The organism is Streptomyces sp. NPDC006516 (assembly GCF_040611875.1).
In the GTDB taxonomy this organism is placed as follows: Bacteria; Actinomycetota; Actinomycetes; order Streptomycetales; family Streptomycetaceae; genus Streptomyces.
Window position 1 is genome coordinate 401,346 of the sequence record NZ_JBEXPD010000004.1, and the last position, 17,602, is coordinate 418,947.

The following is a 17,602-nucleotide window of genomic DNA, read 5'->3' on the forward strand; positions in this document are numbered from 1 at the left end:
TTGATCGCGGGGACATGCTCAGAGGACCTTGGAAAGAAAGGCGCGGGTGCGCTCCTGGACCGGGTGGTCGAGGACGTCGGCGGGCGGGCCCTGCTCGACGATCCGTCCCTCGTCCATGAAGACGACGGTGTCGGCGACTTCACGGGCGAAGCCGATCTCGTGCGTGACGACGATCATCGTGGTGCCCCCCTGGGCCAGGTCCTTGATGACGTCGAGGACCTCCCCGACCAGCTCGGGGTCGAGGGCCGAGGTCGGCTCGTCGAAGAGCAGCAGTTTCGGCTCCAGGGCGAGGGCGCGGGCGATCGCGACGCGCTGCTGCTGGCCGCCGGAGAGCTGCTTGGGGTAGGCCCCGGCCTTGTCCGCGAGCCCGACCCGTGCCAGCAGTTTCCCGGCCGCGGCGACGGCGGCCTTGCGGGGACGGCCGAGCGCGGCGATCGGGGCCTCGATGACGTTCTCGAGGACGGTGAGGTGCGGGAAGAGGTTGAAGTTCTGGAAGACGAAGCCGATCGCGGTGCGCTGGCGCAGGACCTCTCGCTCGCGCAGCTCGTACAGCTTGTCGCCGGACCTGCGGTAGCCGACCAGGGTGCCGTCGACGCTGATCCAGCCCTGGTCGACCTTCTCCAGGTGGTTGATGGTGCGCAGCAGGGTGGACTTCCCCGACCCGGAGGGGCCGATGATCACGGTGACCGCCCCCGCGCGTACGGTCAGGTCGACGCCGCGGAGCACGTCGAGCTGACCGAAGCTCTTGTGGACGGCCCTGATCTCGACCATGGCGTCGGTCCCGGTGGCTTCTTCCGTGGCTGCGCTCATCGCACTGCTCCCTTGGCGTAGTGACGTTCGACGTAGTGCTGGAGAACGGAGAGCGCGGTGGTCAGGAGGATGTACCAGACCGTGGCGACCATGAGCAGGGGCACCACCCGCCCGTTGCGTCCGTAGACGACCTGGACCTGGTAGAAGAGTTCACCGATCGCCATCACGGAGACGATCGAGGTGCCCTTGAAGAGGGAGATGATCTCGTTGGCGGCGTTCGGCAGGATGGAGCGCATGGCCTGCGGGAGGACGATGCGCCGCAGTTGCCGCAGCCGCGGGATCCCGAGAGCCGCCGCGGCCTCCGACTGACCGCTGTCCACGGCCAGTACGCCACCCCGCACGATCTCCGCCGCGTACGCGGCCTGGTGCAGGGCGAGCCCGAGAACGGCGGCACTCATCGCGCCGACGAGGTTCATCGTGTCGAAGGAGACGAATCCGGGTCCGAAGGGGATGCCGAACTGCACCTCCTTGTAGAGGTAGGCCAGGTTGAACCAGAACAGCAGCTGGACGATGAGCGGGATCGAGCGGAACGCCCAGATGTACGCGTACGAGACCGCCCTGAGGAACGGGCTGGCGGACAGCCGCATGAAAGCCAGGACGATGCCGAGCGCGAAGCCGAGGACCGTGCCGTAGAAGGTCAGCTGGAGCGTGACCCACACGGCGCGCAGGATGGTCTCGGTGGTGACGAACCGGGCGAAGACGTCCCACTCCCAGCCGGGGTTGGTGATCAGGCCGTTCAGGAACTGTGCGAGCAGCACCGCCGTGGCGGCGACGGCCACCCACCGCCACGGATGGCGTACGGGGACGACGGTCAGGGCCGCGTAGGCGTCGGCGGACGTCTCCTCGCGGGAGCCGGCTTCGGCCGGTGAGTGGACGGGTGGATCGCTGGTGAGCGACATGGCGGGGTTCCTTCTGCGACGGGGGTGCGGTACGGGTTGCCGTGCTCAGACGGTGAGGCGGTCCCGACAGGAGAGGTCGCGCAGGAACACGAGCGCCGTGCGCGCGGTGGCGTCGTTCTGGCGGAAGGCGGGACCGCCGGTGCGGGGCCGGGTGAACGCACCGCTGGAGCGCGCGGTGGTGTACGGGCCGAGCGCGAAGCGGCGCGGGTGGGGGCGGCCGTCGCGGTACAGGACACGGCCGTCGGCGGGGTCGACGGAGAGCAGCCCCGTCCCGGTGCCGGCCGCGCCGTCCTCGTACAGCCCGGTCAGCAGCGCGCTGCGCGTCCTGCGCAGCGAGGGGTCGGGCAGCCGGGCCTCGACGAGTGCGCGGGCTTCGACGGCCGCGCCCGGGACGGTGGTGCTGCGGGCCCGGAAGACGCCCTGGGCCTCGTCGGACTCCACGGTCATTCCGGCTCCGGCGAAGCGGACGACTCCGGCCCTTGACAGGGCGAGCAGCTGGCGCAGCCTGGGGCCGGGAGGGCCCGATGCGAGATAGCTGAAGAAGCCATGCCACTGCTCCCCGATGTCGCCGAAGCGGGTCAACTGCCCGTAGACGGACAGCAGTCCGAGGAAGACGGCGAGGTCGGGGCTGTGGCGGGGGTCGTGCCGTCGTTCGAGGTCGGCGGTGATGTAGGCGCGCAGCCCGTCCTGCAGGGAGTCGTACGAGGCGTAACGCACCCCGTCGAGCGGGCGGTCGAGGGCGTCGAGGTCGAGCCGGTCCGCGGGGTCGGGGACGGCCGATGCGACGAGTGCCGCGAGCTCGGGGCTGCCGGGCTCGGTGACGGCGTACTTCTCCTCGAAGTCACGCCGGTCGACCGCGGTGCGCTCCGGGTGGGCGGTGAAGAGCCGGTGGTAGTGGGCATGGCCCAGCTCCCTGGCGACCAGCGGCCACAGATCGCGCCGGAAGTCCACGGGGCCGGGGCGGTTCAGGATCTCCTCGGCCTGGGCGGTCGCGAAGTGGTGGGGCAGCGGCGGGCGTTCACCTTGCCAGGTGTAGCCGATCTTCGAGTGGTACGGGACGCCACGCCGCGAGCCGACGTACAGGACCGGCTCCCTGCCGGACGGGATGTAGATGCCGTCCTCGTGGCGCCCGCCACGTCCCTCGGTGAGCAGCACCATCAGGTCGATGAAGGCCAGCCCGAAGCCCCGGACGAGGACGGGTTCGCCGGCCGGGAGCGCCGTCAGGTCGGTGTCGGCGGTGAAGTCGGGCGGCAGGTGGACCAGTCCGTGGCGTGCGGCGAAGGCGCTGAGCTCCTTCTGCTCCGCGTCCGGTTCGGCGTCGAGGTGGCCGACGGTGAGGACGACGAGGTCGGCGACGAGCGGCTCGGCGCGCCCCTCGATCCGGACGCGCTGGCGGCCGTCGCGGGGCCCGGAGACCCGCAGGGCGTGGCCGGTGTGTTCGTGGACGGTGATGCCGGGCGGGAGCGCGGCGAGTGTCTGCTCGTACACCCAGCGGAGATAGGCGCTCTGGAGTCGCCGGCTGGGGAAGTCCTGGTCCCCGAGGCCGTGGATCTCCTCCAGGACGGCCGGGTCGCCGAGGACGCGGGTGCGCCCCTCGCGGACGTCCGCTGCCCAGGTGTGCAGGGCGGGTCCGGGGCGGACCGGGCCGTCCAGTGGGACCGTCTCGTCGGTGAACATGGTGACGTCCTCCGCCATGGAGTTCATCCACAGCAGCGGGGACTGGTCCTGCCGCCAGATCCGGCCGCCGCCCGGCGGGTGGGGATCGACGAGGTGGATGTCCAGGGGGAGGCCGTCGTACAGCTCGGCGGCGTTGGCCGCGATGCGTTCGAGGACCCCGGTGCCGCGGGGTCCGGCGCCTATGACGACGAGTGCCGGTGTACCGCTCATCGGGGGCCCGCCGTGCCGCGCGCGTAGTGGCGTTCGACGTAGTACTGGCCGATGGACAGGAGCGAGGTCACGGCCGCGTACCAGAGGGTGGCGACCAGCAGGAGCGGGATGACCTCGTACGTGCGGTGGTAGACGAGCTGCACCGAGTACAGCAGGTCCCGGACGGCGATGATGCTGACGATCGAGGTGCCCTTCAACGTCCCGATCAGCATGTTCCCGGCCGGCGGGACGATGGAGCGCATGGCCTGCGGCAGCACGATCCGCCGCAGCCGCCGCCAGGGGCCGAGGCCCAGCGACTGGGCCGCCTCCAACTGTCCGCGCTCCACGGAGAGGATGCCGCCGCGGACCACCTCGGCGGCGTACGCGGCCTCGTGGAGCGTCAGCCCGATGACGGCGACGACGACGGGGCTGAGGAGGTCGACCGTCCGGACGCCGAGGATTTGGGGGTAGAGGGCGCCGATGTTGAACCAGAAGAGCAGCTGGACCAGGATCGGCGTGGACCTGAACAGCCAGATGTATCCCCAGCCGACCGCCTTCAGCACGGGGTTGCCGGAGAGCCGGAACACCGCGAGGAGGGTACCGAGCGCGAAGCCCAGCACCATGACGAGGCCGGTGAGCCACAGTGTCAGGCCGAGCCCTCGCAGCACGGAGTCGGTCGTGAGGTAGGCGCCCACGACGTCCCATTGGAAGGCGTCGTTGCGCACGACGGACACCAGCGCCCCCGCCAGGAGCAGCAGGACGGCAACGGCCGCTGTCCAGCGGCCTGTTCGGCGTACGGGGACGATGCGCGGGACCGGGCCCCCGGCGTCCTTGCGGGGCGGGGCGGTGATGACGGGGGAAGGGCTGTCTGTCTGCGCGGACATGCGAAGGCTCCGTGGATGCAGAGATCGAACACGGGGCGTGCCTTCAGCGCGAACACAACGTGGACCGGGCCCCTCAGCGCCGGTCCGCTCCTGAGAAAAGCCCCAACCGGCCTGTGTTGTCAAGCGTGTCCACAGTGTGAGCCGTACGTCTCACTTCGGTTGACGTGCAACCGGATGCCTGTTCCACTTGGGCCATGTATTCGCAGCAGTGGCTGGTCACCCGCTCCCACATCGACTTCGGTCGCGTGTGGTCCTCCTCCTGTTGAGCTGACCCCCCTGCGTTTCTCTCTCCACCCGCTCGCGCCCTTCCGGCGCTGGAGCATCCTCCGCAGCGTTCCTTCGCGTACACGACACCGCTCGGCCCTCCCCTCGTACCGCTGATCTCCCGCCCCGCCGCTCCGTGCCCTTGCGCACGGGAGCGCGGTCGACGAATCCGGAGAAACTTTGTCATGCCCCGAACCCGGCACACCGCTGCCTTCGCACTGATCACCGTCGCCGCGCTCACGCTGACCGCCTGCGGATCGGGTGATCCGGCGACCGCCCCGGCCGGGGCCGGGTCCGCCGCCAGAGGGAAGACGCCGACGACCGACGTGGTCTCCGCGGTGAAGAGGAACGACGCCGCGGCGAAGCTGCTGCCCGCAGGAGTCCGCACCTCGGGAACCCTCTCCCTCGCGTCCAGCGTGGGCGCGCCACCGGGGGCGTTCTACGAGGAGGACGGAAAGACGCTCGCGGGCGCGGACATCGACTTCGCCGACGCGGTGGCCCGGGCGCTCGGGCTGAAGCTGAAGCGCGAGGTGGCCTCCTTCGAGGCGATCCTGCCGGCGCTCGGCAGCGGGAAGTACGACGTGGGGACCGGCAACTTCGGCGTGACCGACGAGCGCCGGAAGACGATCGACTTCGTGACGTACATCAACGACGGTCAGGGTTTCGCCGTCCGCGACGACAGCGATCTGAAGGAGGTCACCGACCTCACACAGCTCTGCGGCCTGACCGTCGGCACCGCCGCCGGGACCACCTTCGAGGCGACCCTGGAGGAGAACCGGCATGTGTGCGGCGAGGCGGGCAAGAAGGCGTACGAGGTCCGGACGTACGCCGATCAGGCCGCCGTATGGAGCTCGCTCCAGCAGGGGCGCAGCGATGTCCTGATGTCCACGATCAACGGGCTGCGCTACGCCGTCACCCAGATGGAGGGGCTGCGCTTCCTCAACGAGTTCAAGCGGCTCGACGTCGGTTTCGCCTTCAAGAAGGGCACCCCGCTGGCGCCCGCCTTCCAGGCGGCGGTCAACGGCCTCGTCGCGGACGGGACGTACGACCGCATCCTGAAGAAGTGGGGCACCACCAAGTCGGCGATCAAGGCCTCACGGATCTCACCGCCCGAGATCAGGTGAGTCCGCGGCGGTGCTCCCCGGTGCGCCGGTGAGCACCGCTGCGCCACTGCGCGCCGGTGGGCCGCCCGCGCACCGCTCTCTCAGCAGTCGCACCCGCAGTCGCAGTCGCAGCAGCCGCCGTCCTCGCCGCCGCAGCAGTTGCTGCAGCAGTCACAGCCTTCGCAGCAGTCACCACAGTCGCACTTGTGGCAGAGCCCTTCCCGCTCCTGACCGCTCCAGGGGTCGTTGAAGTTACTGGCACAGCACATCTGGCAGGTGCAGGCGAGCCCCGCCCAGACCAGGCACCCGGCGATGAGGCCGCGCCGGTTGCGGGGCGGCTCGGGCGGCAGGGGCGGCCCGAAAGGGCCTCCCGGACCACTGGGTGCGTACGGGTTGCCGGGCGGCGGACCGAAGGACCCCGAGAGCCCGCCGTCCGGCTGGTGCGAGCAGGAGGACGAGCCGAAGGCCCGGTCCACGGACCGCCGCAGCTCGTGGACCAGGAGCACGTGGGCCAGCGTACTGTCGGTGAACTCCGCGTCCCGCATCGCGAGACGCACACCGTGCAGCGCGTCGTCGCACAGCCGGCGGGCCTCGGCGAGGGACGTGCCGGTGGCGGTGAGGGGGTTCCAGGCACCCGACGCGGCGTCGGTCTCCCTGTCCTCCACGGCGTCCAGGAGGTGGGCGAGCCTGCCGAAGAGCCGTCCCGCCTCGGCGAGCGCCTCGGCGTTCTGCGGCTTGCCCGCGAGTACGGCGGTGTGCGCGAAGGCCGCCGCCGTGGCGGTCTCGGTGGGCTCGGTGACCGTCAGCAGGGAGGTGCCGGGCCCGGCTGTGGACTCGATCCCGGTCTGCCGGTCGACGGCGTCGACCAGGACCGCCGTGTCGAAGCCGAGCTCGGCCCCGGTCCGCGCCCCCGCCCTGTCCCAGCCCGCCGCGACCCTGCGCGCCGCCGCGGCGACCGGGCGCCGCTTCAACAGTCCGTCCCGGTCGGCCACATGGTCGCGGACCTTCGCGGACGCCAGCACGAGCGACACGGCGGCGGCCAGCCTGGCGCCCTCGCCGCGCGCGACCGGAGCCGTCCGCATCGAGCGCAGCGGGCAGGGGCCGGCGGTGCGCCGTTGTGCGCCGGTCCGCTCGGACTGAGCCTCCGTCAGGACCGAGACGATCAGGCCGTCGTAGTTCGTCACCACCCGTGCGAACTGCCCGTGGTCCGCGCGCAGCGCGAGACAGAGCCCGCAGAGATGGGCCATCCACTCGGTCTTGAGTCCTTCGGACAGCCGATGGGTGCAGGGCCTGACGATTCCGAACACGACGATCCCCCGGTAGCCGTTCACCTGATACGCCGCGCTCGTGCGCCCGCGCGGCGTGCATCGTATCGACCATCCCGTTCACCCGTACGCACGCCATGTCACCCGGACGGCCCGGAGCATCATATTTTCCTTTTGCAACCCCCCTTATACGGGAGGAACCCTGACGAATCGCCACATGCTCTGCACCAGTAGCGTCACGAATCGCCTGCGCGCCGACTATCCCCTTGGCGCTGTATCCGCATCATGGACGACCATAGGGATAGGAAAGAGATGCGGAACACCAACGAACCGCGGTGAGAGGAGGCGTCCATGGGATCGGTGCGCAAGGCAAGTGCCTGGCTGGGCCTCGTGGAGGACAACGACAACGACGAGCGGTACTACGACGACGAGTACTCCGAGGATGCGGAGACCGGCACCGGCCAGCCATGGGTGACCGACCCCCGCGTGCAGGTGGCTTCCGAGAAGGCCGAGGACACGGGGCGCAGGATCGCCACCGTCACCCCGGACAGCTTCCGGGACGCGCGTGGGATCGGTGAGCTCTTCCGGGACGGCGTCCCGGTGATCGTCAACCTCACGGCCATGGACCCCTCGGACGCGAAGCGCGTCGTGGACTTCGCCGCGGGACTGACCTTCGGCCTGCGCGGCTCCATCGAGCGTGTGGCGACCAGAGTCTTCCTGCTGACCCCCGCTCACACCCAGGTGGTGAACGGCGAAGCCGCCGGCCGGCCCGCCGACGGCTTCTTCAACCAGAGCTGAGCGGGGCGCTCGCCGCAGAGCCCTACCGGAAAGCGTCCAGTCCGGTGAGCGCCTTGCCCAGTACCAGCTGGTGCATCTCCACGGTTCCCTCGTAGGTGAGCACCGACTCCAGATTCGTCGCGTGCCGCATCACCGGATACTCCAGCGAGATCCCGTTGGCACCGAGGATCGTCCTCGATGTGCGGCAGATCTCGATCGCCTCACGCACGTTGTTGAGCTTGCCGAAGCTGACCTGCTCGGGACGGAGCCTGCCCGCGTCCAGCCTGCGGCCCAGGTGATGGGCGAGCAGGACGCCCTTGTGGAGTTCCAGGGCCATGTCGGCGAGCTTGGCCTGGGTGAGCTGGAACCCGCCGATCGGCCTGCCGAACTGCTCACGGGACTTCGCGTAGTCCAGCGCCGCCTCGAAGCTCGCGCGCGCCGCGCCCATGGCTCCCCAGACGATGCCGTAGCGGGCGTGACTCAGGCAGCTGAGCGGGCCGCGCAGACCGGTGACGCCGGGCAGGACGGCGTCCGCGGGCAGCCGTACGCCGTCCATGACCAGTTCGCTGGTGACCGAGGCGCGCAGCGACCACTTGTGCCTGATCTCCGGCGCGGAGAAACCGGGGCTGTCCGTCGGCACCACGAACCCGCGGATGCCGGTTCCGCCGCCCGCCTCGTCGGTCTGCGCCCACACGACGGCGACCCCGGCGACCGATCCGTTGGTGATCCACATCTTGCGGCCGGTGAGGACCCAGTCGTCACCGTCCCGCTCGGCGTACGTCCGCATCCCCGCCGGGTCCGAGCCGTGGTCGGGCTCGGTGAGGCCGAAGCAGCCGATGATCTCGCCCGCCGCCATGCCGGGCAGCCACCGCTGCTTCTGCTCATCCGAGCCGAAGCGGTGGATGGCGTACATGGCGAGGGAACCCTGGACGGAGACCAGGGAGCGGATCCCGGAGTCGGCGGCCTCCAGCTCCAGGCAGGCCAGGCCGTACTGCACGGCGCTCGCCCCCGCACAGCCGTAGCCCTTCAGCGACATGCCGAGCGCCCCGAGCGATCCGAGTTCGCGGGCCAGCTCGCGGATGCCGGGGAGCTCACCCTTCTCGTACCACCCGGCGATGTGCGGGAGGACCCGGTCGGTGGCCCAGGCGCGCACGGTGTCCCGGATCGCGAGGTCCTCCGGCCCGAGGAGGTCGTCGATGCCGATGGGGTCGCACGGGTCGAAGGGCGGGAGCTTCGACGGCTTCGCTGAATCGGTGGTGGACATGGGTGCCTCCGGCGGCTCGCACGGTTCGGAAACGCGCCACCGTACTGAAACTAGCAGTGATAGTTATGGCGCCCCGGCGACGTTACGGCTCAGAGTGCGGCCCGTCCAGAGCCGGTGGCCTCGGCGGGTTCGCGCCGGACGGGACCCGGCAGCCGCTCCCCGCGGGCCTCCGGTACGGCCGGGGTCCGCGATCCGCCACGGGTCGCCGACGTGCCGGAATCCCGCCCGCTCGCCTGCTCCGGCAGCTCGACGGTCTGCTCCCGGCAGCCCTTCGCGACCGGCGGGCAGTCCATGACCGGCGGCAGACGCAGCGCCGCCAGCGCGCCGAGCAGCAGGAGCCCCGCGCTGACCAGCAGCGTGATGTGGAGTCCGTCGACGAAGGCGTGCCGCGCCGTGTTCCGCAGCAGGTCCCCCATGGGGCCGCCCAGCCTGCCCGCCACCTGGTAGGCCTCACCCAGCGAGTGCGAGGCCGCCGACCCGGCGGCCGCGGGGACTCCCTCCTCGTGCAGCCGGGAGAGTCCGGGGGCGTAGGCCGCGTTCATGACGCTGCCCAGCAGCGCGATCCCCAGGCCCGCGCCCAGCTGGTAGGAGGTCTCGCCGATCGCGGCGGCTCCGCCGGCGCGTTCGGCGGGCACCTCGCTCAGCATCGACTCGTAGGCCCCGAACAGCGTGGACTGGAGCCCGAAACCCAGCAGCACGAACCCTGCGGTGAGCAGGACGGGCCGGTCGTGCTGGCCCATGAGGGTCAGCAGGAGCACGGAGGCGGCCGTCAGCACGAAGCCCCATCCGACCATCCGGCGGGGCCCCATCCGGCTGAGGGTGTACGAACCGGTGGCGCCGGCTGCCATCGCCGCGAAGGTCAGCGGCAGCAGCCGCAGTCCGGTCTCCAGCGGGCTGAGGTCCAGGACCAGCTGGAGGTACTGGACGGCGATCAGCTCCAGGCCGACCAGGGCGAGCATGGCGAGCACGATGCAGCCGACGGCCGTGGTGAAGGCGGGCCGGGAGAACATCGCGATGTCGATCAGCGGGTGCGTGCGCCGCCGCTGCCTGCGGACGAAGAGGACGAGCAGGAGGATCCCGGCGAGCAGCGGGCCCAGGGTGGCGAGGGTCAGGAGCCCTCCGTCGCCGCCGATCCGCTTGATGCCGAGGACGACCCCGAGCACACCGGCCGCGGCGGTCAGAGCGCCGAGCACGTCCCAGGGGCCGTCGCTCCCGCCACGTGACTCGGGCAGCAGCCAGCGCCCCACGGGGAGGATCACGGCCATGAGCGGGATGTTGATCAGGAAGACCGAGCCCCACCAGTAGTGCTCGACGAGGAACCCGCCGATGACCGGACCGGTCGCGGCGCCCACCGCGGCGACCGCGGTCCAGATCCCGATGGCCAGGGCCCGCTCGCGCCGGTCGGGGAAGACCTGCCGGAGTATCGACAGCGTGGCCGGCATGATCATCGCGCCGCCCACGCCGAGCAGCGCGCGCGCCGCGATCAGCATGCCCGGGCTGTCGGCCACCGCCGCGAGCGCCGAGGCGATCCCGAAGAGCGCGTAACCCCCGAGGAGGACCCGCCGTCTGCCGATCCGGTCACCGAGCGTGCCGAAGAGGATCAGCAGGGAGGCGCAGACCAGCGGGTAGGCGTCCACGATCCACAGCAGGCCCACGGCGCTGGGCCGCAGATCCTCGGTGACGGCGGGAACGGCGACGTGCAGCACGGTCGCGTCCAGCGCGACCAGAAGAAGACTGAGGCAGAGGACGACCAGGACGACCCAGCGGTTGGCACCGTCGGCTGCTGCGCGCAGCCTGCTCACGGCCGTGGACGTCCCAGTCATGTACGTACCTCCCACAATGAGTCCCTCGCGCTCGGCAGACCCGCTGGGGATCCGGCTTCGGCGTCCCCCGGGCCCGGCATCGACGGGCGAGTGAGCCGTCAGCGTACGCGAGTTCCACGTGGTCACGCGTGGTCCAGCTCATACGTTCACCGGCCACCGGGTGTGGCGTACACCACTTCACCCGGTACACGGGGTGACGGCCTCGCCGCCGCGCCGGCCCGGCCGCGCCCCGCGGCTGCCCCGAATGGACCCGCGCATACGCGTCACGGTCACGCCGCATCACTTTCTTCGGTGATCAAACATTTCTACGAATAACGCCGGGAGCGAATAGCCGAGGCGCCCGAATCCATTCATCGGCACACCGGTAATGGAGACCTGCCTGAGACAAAGTCCACATCACATCGTCATCACAAAGACGCGGGATCGGCCGGATCGCACACTCACTCGCTGTAACGTCCATTGCGTGCGTACCGACATCTTTGCCCGTCTGGACCGGGAGCCGGAACCGCCGAAGATAGAGACCCCGCGGATGAGCCGTCACCGCATCGCTCTCTTCGGCGGGACTTTGGCGTTCTATGTCGCCATCGTCGTCGCTGTGCTCGTCTCGTCCTGGCTGGTGGCTCTCGACTGGAAGGTCATGCTGTTCCGGCCCTATCAGCAGTGGCCCGGACTCCACGCCTTCCTCGACTACTACGTCGTGCTCGGCCAGCGTGGCCCCACGGCCGTGATGGTCGCCTCCTGGCTCGGCTGGCGCTCCTGGCGCCAGCACACGCTGCGGCCTCTCCTCACCCTGGGCACCTCGCTGCTGCTGCTCAACGTGTCGGTGGGCGCCGTCAAGCTCGGGCTCGGGCGGCTGGGCCCGCACTACGCCACCCAGATCGGCTCGGCCGAGCTCTTCGCCGGCGGCGATATATTTCCTTCCGGGCACACCGCCAACGCCGTGGTGACCTGGGGCATCCTCGCCTATCTGGCCACCACCCCGCGGGCGCGGCGCTACCTGTCGGCCCTGTCGGCGTTCGTCTCGCTCGGCGTGGGGCTCACCACCGTCTACATCGGCACCCACTGGCTCAGCGACGTCCTGCTGGGCTGGGCGGCCGGCCTGCTGATCCTGCTGGCCCTGCCGTGGTTCGAGCCGCTCGTCACCCGCGCCGAGGTCCTCATCCTCTCGGTGCGGGAGCAGTGGCGGGCCCGCCGTCGGCTGCGGACGTCCGCCCCGTCGGCTCCGGCTGCTCCGGAGCCAGTGCTGCTGCCGCAGGCACTGGGTGGCGGGAAGGGCGCCGAGGCTGCCCAGGAGGCCGCGAGCATGGTGGCGGTGCCCGATTCCCCGGCGGCGGCCGGACACCCGGGGGCGGGTGCTCGCGCCCGCGCGCACCAGACGCACCCGGTCCGCTCGGAGCGGACGCCCGTCACCCCGGCGGGCTCACGCCGCCCGCCGCACGCGGATCGCGCCCCGCGGAGCGGCGGATCTCCGGCCCGTCCGGTGACAGGCGGATCGGTAGCTCCCTGACCTGACCTGCGGGGACCACGCACTTCCCCGGCTCCGCGCATGACGAAGGCCCCGGCAGATGCCGGGGCCTTCGTCATGCGCGGAGCCGGGCCTCAGCCGACCCAGCAGCGGATCACCTTCGCGGCGTCCACCTCGAAGTTGATGCGTCCGCCACGGAACTCCATGGTGATGATGCTGCCCGGCGGGAGGGCTCGGACCGTGCTCCAGCCTCGGGCTCTGGCCTGTCGTTCCGCGGCCTCGGCGTCGAGGCCGAGGTACGAATCGGGAGCGTCGTCCGGCTGGGCGGGAGGGGTCGGTACAGGTGCCATACCTCTCACCGTAGGCCGTCGCACGGCGAGGCGGAAGCGGTGGCGAGGGACGCACCGGGCGCGACCGTATGTACCTCGCCGGTCACGCTTGTGTCACAGGATCCCCACGCGGCTTCACCCGGGTCCGCACCGTCGGAAGAGGCGGCCGCACGGCGTGTGACCTGCATTTCGCGGGCGCCCGGAATTCCTTCCGGACATCGTTCACGAGGAAATCACAGGCCGCCGGAGCGCATGCGTCGCGTGTTTCCCACGGCTGCGGAATGCGGAATACGTGACCGCGCAACCTGGAATTCACTCCCCCTTATGACACCCTTACTTTCCCCTCGCACCGACCCTGCCCGACCCCGGTCGCGGAGCCTCCGCACCCGTCACGCCATCCGGAATGAAACGGTCCGGGACGCGGCCGCCGGAGGCGCCCGGACAGGTGTCCGGGCGCCTCCTCTCACCCCCGTCCCCGGCGGATCGCCGACGACGCCGCGTGACGCAGCGCGTACGCCCCGTCCAGCACTCCGCCCCGGGACCGGTGCACGGCGTTGCGCAGCGTGCTCTGCGAACGGCCCTTGGATCCCCGTGCCGCCAGCTCGCGGAAGAGCTTCTCGTGCCGTTCCGCGATCGGCGCCGGATCGAACCGTGCCGCGGAGACCCGCGCGGCGCGGCCCATCCTGTGCCGCAGCTCGTCGTCGTCGATCAGGCCGAGCAGGGCCTTGGTGAACGCTCCGGTGTCCCCGAGCGGTACGAGCCTGCCGTCCGCCCCGTCGCGGATGATCTCGGCGGGTCCGTGCGGGCAGTCGGTGGCCACCACCGGCACCCCGCAGCGCATCGCCTCCACGATGGTCATGCCGAACGACTCCCGCTCCGAGGTCACGGCGGCGATGGAGGCCTTGGGCCACTCCTCCTCCATGGGGTCGGCGGATCCCATGAGCAGCACCCGTTCCCTGAGCCCGAGCTCCTCGACGAGGGCACGCAGGGGCCGCTGCTCGTTGCCGGACGCGTCCCCCGCGCCGTAGATCCGCAGCCGCCAGTCCGGCCTCACCGCCGCGACACCGGCGAAGGCCCGGATCAGCACGTCGTACCGCTTGACCCGGTGCAGCCGGCCCGCCGCCACGATCCATCTGGCGTCGCAGTCGGCGGGCGGCCCGCTCGGCTCGGGCACACTGTTCGGGATCGACTCCACACGCACTCCCGGCAGCCGCAGCCCTGTCCGGTAGTCCCGGGCGTCGGCCTCGGTGACGGTCGTGACGGCGTCCAGCAGCGCGTACCGGTGCCTTATCTCTCGGCGGAGCCGGTAGCTGTGGCTCTCCAGGGTGAGGTGCTCCTGGCCGACGCGCACCGGCCCGCACCGGGCCTGCCTGCTGATGTGGACGTTGAGTCCCGGACGTGTACCGACGACGACATCGGCCTCCAGCGCCCCGAGATGGGCGGCGAGACGGCTGTCGGTGAGCTTGCTGTACTGCCGGTACCTGGTGTCGCCGCGCGGGAACACCGAAGCGGATCTCGCGTGTTCGGCGTCGTTCCCCTCGAAGTCCGGAGCCGATCTGCGCAGGTCGACGAGGTGGCTCATCCGCACACCGGCGGGTGCGCCGAGCGCAGGGTCCTCGCGGTGCCGGAAGACGGAGACGATCTCGACGTCGTGCTGTTCCGCCAGGGTCCTCGCGAGCGTGAAGGTCGTACGGATCGTTCCCCCGATGCCGTACGCATTGTGGAGCAGAAATGAAATGTGCATTACGTAGTCGTTTCCCCTGTTCGACTGGTCCGCATCGGACCTTACGTGTCGTCAGAAGAGGTCATGGCTTTCCCACAGGAGTCGCACAGAGCCGTGACATTTCGAACTGGCGCACGCACCTGGGAGGGCTATAGGCGGAATGCCTGACTCCGCATTTCTTTCACGATCTGACGGTGCGCCGGGTCATCGACTCCCCCGCTTTAATCTCCCGATTCGCGCGTGACCCCGGCCCCGGGTCGTCCGTTGTCTCTTCATGAGCCGGGAACCGCCCGGCACACGCACCGAGTTCGAGGAGCCACCCGTGCCGCGCATGCTCGACGTCAGCCAGGACGTACGCGCCGAGATCGGCGACGCCGAAGCCGACCGGCTGCTCGTCGGCGACAGCGCCCCAGGCAGTTACGACTGCACCTCCTGCCGCACGCCCGGCGACTCCGACCAGGAACGCACCAGCACGGTGCTGTTCGTGGGCGAGGAGACAGCCGTGCTCGCCTTCGCCCACGCGACCTGCATCCCCTCGCAGGTCGTCCAGGTCGCGGAGGACCAGCTCCAGGGCGCCGTGCGGTCCATCACCGGCAGCGAGCCGGAGAATCCGGAGGGCCTCATGCCCGAACAGGCTGTTCTCGGCATCACCAGCGGTCTCGTCCTGATCGAGGACGATCTGCGCCCGGCCCTGGTCGTCGAACCGACCGGGCCGATCGCCCGGCCCGGCACGGACGGCAGCGGCGGGGACCAGTTCCTCCAGCTGCTGCTGGAGCAGGGCTTCCAGCCCACGCCGCATCTGAACCGGCTGCCCGGCGTGCTTCCCGGCTGGTCCGTCCTGCTGGCCATGGGCCAGCTGCACGCGGTGCTCCAGCCCGGTGCCGGCGGCGGCAGCCCGGTCGCCTGGTGGCAGGCTCACCAGCCGCTCCAGGTCACGGAGGGCTGGCGTACGGCGGCGAACAAGTCGCAGAGCGTGCTTGTCTTCGCCGCGCCCGCGGGTTCCATCGGCCAGCAGCCGCGTGAAGACCTGCTCCGTGACGCGCTGGACAAGGCCGCGGTGAACGGTCTGCTGGTCGCCGCCACGATGCCGCTGGCCGGGACCTGACCGTGCCGGCTGCGCACTCCCCCGCCCGCCGGACATCGTTTTCTCCGTCCGGCCCGCATCCGACGGGCGGCGAGGTCGTTGGCACCTACGTGCACTCATACGACCCTTCTCGCCAGCAGCAGACCCCGATCCCGGCCATGCGCCCCTCACGGGACCCGTCGGGCGGCAGGTCCGCCACCCCGATCTACGACGCGCTGTACGCCGAGTACCGCCGATCGTTCCGGGCGCTTCCGGGCGATCGCACCGGCGAGGAGAATCTCGGCTTCAGGACGTTCGGTATCGGGATGTTCGGCAGCCGTGCACCTCTGAGCGGCCGCACGGCGGCGAACGCCCAGGGCAGCAACAGCGCGTCGGGGGGCAACCCCGGTTCCTGGCAGCGGGTCGGACGGCATGCCGGACGAGCCAGGCCGGCGGCGCTGCCTCCCGGGCCGACGGACACCTGAGGGTCTACGGCGAAGCCCCGGACCACCCCGCCTGAGCGGGGTGGTCCGGGGCTTCGCCGTAAGGGCTTTCAGGTCACTTCTTGCGGCCGCGCTTCTCACGCACCCGCACCGAGATGTGCAGCGGCGTGCCCTCGAAGCCGAACTCCTCGCGCAGACGGCGCTCGACGAAGCGCCGGTAGCCGTGCTCCAGGAAGCCGGACGCGAAGAGCACGAACCGCGGGGGCTTGGTGCCCGCCTGCGTGCCGAAGAGGATGCGGGGCTGCTTGCCGCCACGCACGGGGTGGGGGTGGGAGGCGACGATCTCACCGAGGAAGGCGTTGAGCCTGCCGGTGGGGACGCGGGTCTCCCAGCCCTCGATCGCGGTCTCGATCGCCGGGACGAGCTTCTCCATGTGCCGGCCGGTGACCGCCGAGACGTTGACGCGCGGGGCCCAGGCGATCTGGGCGAGCTCCGTCTCGATCTCGCGCTCGAGGTAGTAACGGCGCTCCTCGTCGAGGGTGTCCCACTTGTTGAAGGCGACGACGACGGCGCGGCCGGCCTCCACCGCCATGGTGACGATGCGCTGGTCCTGCACGCTGATCGACTCGCTCGCGTCGATCAGGATGACGGCGACCTCCGCCTTCTCGACGGCGGCGGCGGTACGCAGCGAGGCGTAGTAGTCCGCGCCCTCCTGGAGGTGGACCTTGCGCCGGATGCCCGCCGTGTCGATGAACTTCCAGGTGGTCCCGCCGAGCTGGATCAGTTCGTCGACCGGGTCGCGGGTGGTGCCGGCCAGGGCGTTGACGACGACGCGGTCCTCGCCGGCGACCTTGTTCAGCAGGGAGGACTTGCCGACGTTGGGACGGCCGATGAGCGCGATGCGGCGCGGGCCGCCGAGCGCGGTGCCGAACGTCTGCGCGGGGGCCTCGGGCAGGGCCTCCAGCACGGCGTCGAGCATGTCGCCGGTGCCACGGCCGTGCAGCGAGGAGACCGGGTGCGGCTGCCCGAGGCCCAGCGACCAGAGCGCGGTGGCGTCGGCCTCGCCGCTCTGCCCGTCGACCTTGTTGGCGCACAGGACGACGGGCTTGCCTGCCCGGCGCAGCAGCTTGACGACCGCCTCGTCGGTGTCGGTGGCGCCGACGGTGGCGTCGACCACGAAGACGACCGCGTCGGCCGTCTCGATGGCGTACTCGGCCTGGGCGGCGACGGAGGCGTCGAGCCCCAGTACGTCCTGCTCCCAGCCGCCGGTGTCGACGACCTTGAAGCGGCGCCCGGCCCACTCGGCCTCGTAGCTGACACGGTCACGGGTGACGCCCGGCTTGTCCTGGACGACGGCCTCGCGACGGCCGATGATCCGGTTCACCAGGGTCGACTTGCCGACATTCGGGCGGCCGACGACGGCGAGCACGGGGAGCGGTCCGTGACCGGCCTCACCGATCGCGCCCTCGACGTCCTCGGGGTCGAACCCCTCCTGCGCGGCGAGCTCCATGAACTCCGCGTACTCGGCGTCGCCAAGTGCTCCGTGCTCGTGGTCCGAGCCGTCGGAGTGAATCTGGTCGTTCATGAAGTCCGTTCCTCTTTGCATCATCATCGATGGGCCACG

The 17,602-nt window shown here is 70.8% G+C and carries 15 protein-coding genes; 5 read left to right on the top strand and 10 right to left on the bottom strand.

Annotated features, from left to right (window positions below; all coding sequences use genetic code 11):
- Positions 1–18 precede the first annotated feature (18 nt).
- Genes ABZY45_RS16175 through ABZY45_RS16190 form a run of 4 tightly spaced genes read right to left on the bottom strand, consistent with a single transcriptional unit; the run spans position 19 to position 4,459 of the window.
- Positions 19–771, bottom strand: a complete 753-nt coding sequence (locus tag ABZY45_RS16175) for an amino acid ABC transporter ATP-binding protein (protein WP_356740453.1) — start codon at positions 769–771, stop codon at positions 19–21.
- A gap of 35 nt (positions 772–806) precedes the next feature.
- Complete coding sequence (locus tag ABZY45_RS16180; RefSeq protein WP_356740338.1) at positions 807–1,709, bottom strand: amino acid ABC transporter permease; 903 nt, start codon at positions 1,707–1,709, stop codon at positions 807–809.
- Between the two features lie 45 nt (positions 1,710–1,754).
- Positions 1,755–3,596 (bottom strand): FAD/NAD(P)-binding protein, encoded by a 1,842-nt coding sequence (locus tag ABZY45_RS16185; protein WP_356740340.1) that lies wholly within the window; start codon positions 3,594–3,596, stop codon positions 1,755–1,757.
- A complete protein-coding gene (locus ABZY45_RS16190) occupies positions 3,593–4,459 on the bottom strand; it encodes an amino acid ABC transporter permease (RefSeq protein WP_356740342.1) in 867 nt (288 codons plus the stop codon). Before ABZY45_RS16190 ends, ABZY45_RS16185 begins: the two co-directional genes overlap by 4 nt.
- Positions 4,460–4,908: 449 nt before the next feature.
- Between ABZY45_RS16190 and ABZY45_RS16195 the strand changes: the two genes are divergently transcribed.
- Positions 4,909–5,847, top strand: coding sequence for an ABC transporter substrate-binding protein (locus ABZY45_RS16195; protein WP_356740344.1), 939 nt, complete (start codon positions 4,909–4,911; stop codon positions 5,845–5,847).
- 80 nt (positions 5,848–5,927) lie between these two features.
- Here ABZY45_RS16195 and ABZY45_RS16200 read toward each other — a convergent pair whose 3' ends face one another.
- Entirely contained in the window at positions 5,928–7,133 is a 1,206-nt protein-coding gene (locus ABZY45_RS16200; RefSeq protein WP_356740346.1) for a DUF5685 family protein, read from the bottom strand.
- A 309-nt stretch (positions 7,134–7,442) separates the two neighbouring features.
- Between ABZY45_RS16200 and ABZY45_RS16205 the strand changes: the two genes are divergently transcribed.
- On the top strand, positions 7,443–7,889 hold the full coding sequence (locus tag ABZY45_RS16205; RefSeq protein WP_356740348.1) for a cell division protein SepF: 447 nt from the start codon (positions 7,443–7,445) through the stop codon (positions 7,887–7,889).
- Positions 7,890–7,911: 22 nt separating this feature from the next.
- Here ABZY45_RS16205 and ABZY45_RS16210 read toward each other — a convergent pair whose 3' ends face one another.
- Together ABZY45_RS16210 and ABZY45_RS16215 are read right to left on the bottom strand one after the other, a co-directional pair.
- Positions 7,912–9,132 (bottom strand): acyl-CoA dehydrogenase family protein, encoded by a 1,221-nt coding sequence (locus ABZY45_RS16210; RefSeq protein ID WP_356740350.1) that lies wholly within the window; start codon positions 9,130–9,132, stop codon positions 7,912–7,914.
- Positions 9,133–9,221: 89 nt separating this feature from the next.
- Positions 9,222–10,955 carry an MFS transporter gene (locus ABZY45_RS16215; RefSeq protein ID WP_356740352.1) on the bottom strand — a complete coding sequence of 578 codons (1,734 nt, stop codon included), beginning with the start codon at positions 10,953–10,955 and terminating at the stop codon, positions 9,222–9,224.
- A gap of 463 nt (positions 10,956–11,418) precedes the next feature.
- Between ABZY45_RS16215 and ABZY45_RS16220 the strand changes: the two genes are divergently transcribed.
- Positions 11,419–12,462, top strand: a complete 1,044-nt coding sequence (locus ABZY45_RS16220; RefSeq protein ID WP_356740354.1) for a phosphatase PAP2 family protein — start codon at positions 11,419–11,421, stop codon at positions 12,460–12,462.
- Positions 12,463–12,554: 92 nt separating this feature from the next.
- On the opposite strand, the gene ABZY45_RS16225 is transcribed toward ABZY45_RS16220, so the two are convergent.
- Both ABZY45_RS16225 and ABZY45_RS16230 read right to left on the bottom strand, forming a co-directional pair.
- Complete coding sequence (locus ABZY45_RS16225; RefSeq protein ID WP_356740356.1) at positions 12,555–12,770, bottom strand: I78 family peptidase inhibitor; 216 nt, start codon at positions 12,768–12,770, stop codon at positions 12,555–12,557.
- A gap of 442 nt (positions 12,771–13,212) precedes the next feature.
- Positions 13,213–14,493, bottom strand: a complete 1,281-nt coding sequence (locus ABZY45_RS16230; protein WP_356740358.1) for a glycosyltransferase family 4 protein — start codon at positions 14,491–14,493, stop codon at positions 13,213–13,215.
- Positions 14,494–14,794: 301 nt separating this feature from the next.
- Between ABZY45_RS16230 and ABZY45_RS16235 the strand changes: the two genes are divergently transcribed.
- Both ABZY45_RS16235 and ABZY45_RS16240 read left to right on the top strand, forming a co-directional pair.
- Positions 14,795–15,577 (top strand): hypothetical protein, encoded by a 783-nt coding sequence (locus ABZY45_RS16235; protein ID WP_356740360.1) that lies wholly within the window; start codon positions 14,795–14,797, stop codon positions 15,575–15,577.
- Positions 15,578–15,714: 137 nt separating this feature from the next.
- Positions 15,715–16,020: a hypothetical protein gene (locus ABZY45_RS16240; RefSeq protein ID WP_356740362.1), complete on the top strand. Its 306-nt coding sequence runs from the start codon at positions 15,715–15,717 to the stop codon at positions 16,018–16,020.
- A gap of 73 nt (positions 16,021–16,093) precedes the next feature.
- Here ABZY45_RS16240 and der read toward each other — a convergent pair whose 3' ends face one another.
- Positions 16,094–17,563 carry a ribosome biogenesis GTPase Der gene (gene der / locus ABZY45_RS16245; protein WP_356740364.1) on the bottom strand — a complete coding sequence of 490 codons (1,470 nt, stop codon included), beginning with the start codon at positions 17,561–17,563 and terminating at the stop codon, positions 16,094–16,096.
- Positions 17,564–17,602: the final 39 nt, after the last annotated feature.

Excerpts from the sequence above, each read along its gene's own strand:
- ABZY45_RS16230 (WP_356740358.1), bottom strand. The coding sequence starts at position 14,493 with ATGCACATTTCATTTCTGCTCCACAATGCGTACGGCATCGGGGGAACG.
- ABZY45_RS16180 (WP_356740338.1), bottom strand. The coding sequence starts at position 1,709 with ATGTCGCTCACCAGCGATCCACCCGTCCACTCACCGGCCGAAGCCGGC.
- der (WP_356740364.1), bottom strand. The coding sequence starts at position 17,563 with ATGAACGACCAGATTCACTCCGACGGCTCGGACCACGAGCACGGAGCA.
- ABZY45_RS16190 (WP_356740342.1), bottom strand. The coding sequence starts at position 4,459 with ATGTCCGCGCAGACAGACAGCCCTTCCCCCGTCATCACCGCCCCGCCC.
- ABZY45_RS16240 (WP_356740362.1), top strand. The coding sequence starts at position 15,715 with ATGCGCCCCTCACGGGACCCGTCGGGCGGCAGGTCCGCCACCCCGATC.
- ABZY45_RS16195 (WP_356740344.1), top strand. The coding sequence starts at position 4,909 with ATGCCCCGAACCCGGCACACCGCTGCCTTCGCACTGATCACCGTCGCC.
- ABZY45_RS16215 (WP_356740352.1), bottom strand. The coding sequence starts at position 10,955 with ATGACTGGGACGTCCACGGCCGTGAGCAGGCTGCGCGCAGCAGCCGAC.
- ABZY45_RS16225 (WP_356740356.1), bottom strand. The coding sequence starts at position 12,770 with ATGGCACCTGTACCGACCCCTCCCGCCCAGCCGGACGACGCTCCCGAT.
- ABZY45_RS16210 (WP_356740350.1), bottom strand. The coding sequence starts at position 9,132 with ATGTCCACCACCGATTCAGCGAAGCCGTCGAAGCTCCCGCCCTTCGAC.
- ABZY45_RS16205 (WP_356740348.1), top strand. The coding sequence starts at position 7,443 with ATGGGATCGGTGCGCAAGGCAAGTGCCTGGCTGGGCCTCGTGGAGGAC.
- ABZY45_RS16175 (WP_356740453.1), bottom strand. The coding sequence starts at position 771 with ATGGTCGAGATCAGGGCCGTCCACAAGAGCTTCGGTCAGCTCGACGTG.
- ABZY45_RS16185 (WP_356740340.1), bottom strand. The coding sequence starts at position 3,596 with ATGAGCGGTACACCGGCACTCGTCGTCATAGGCGCCGGACCCCGCGGC.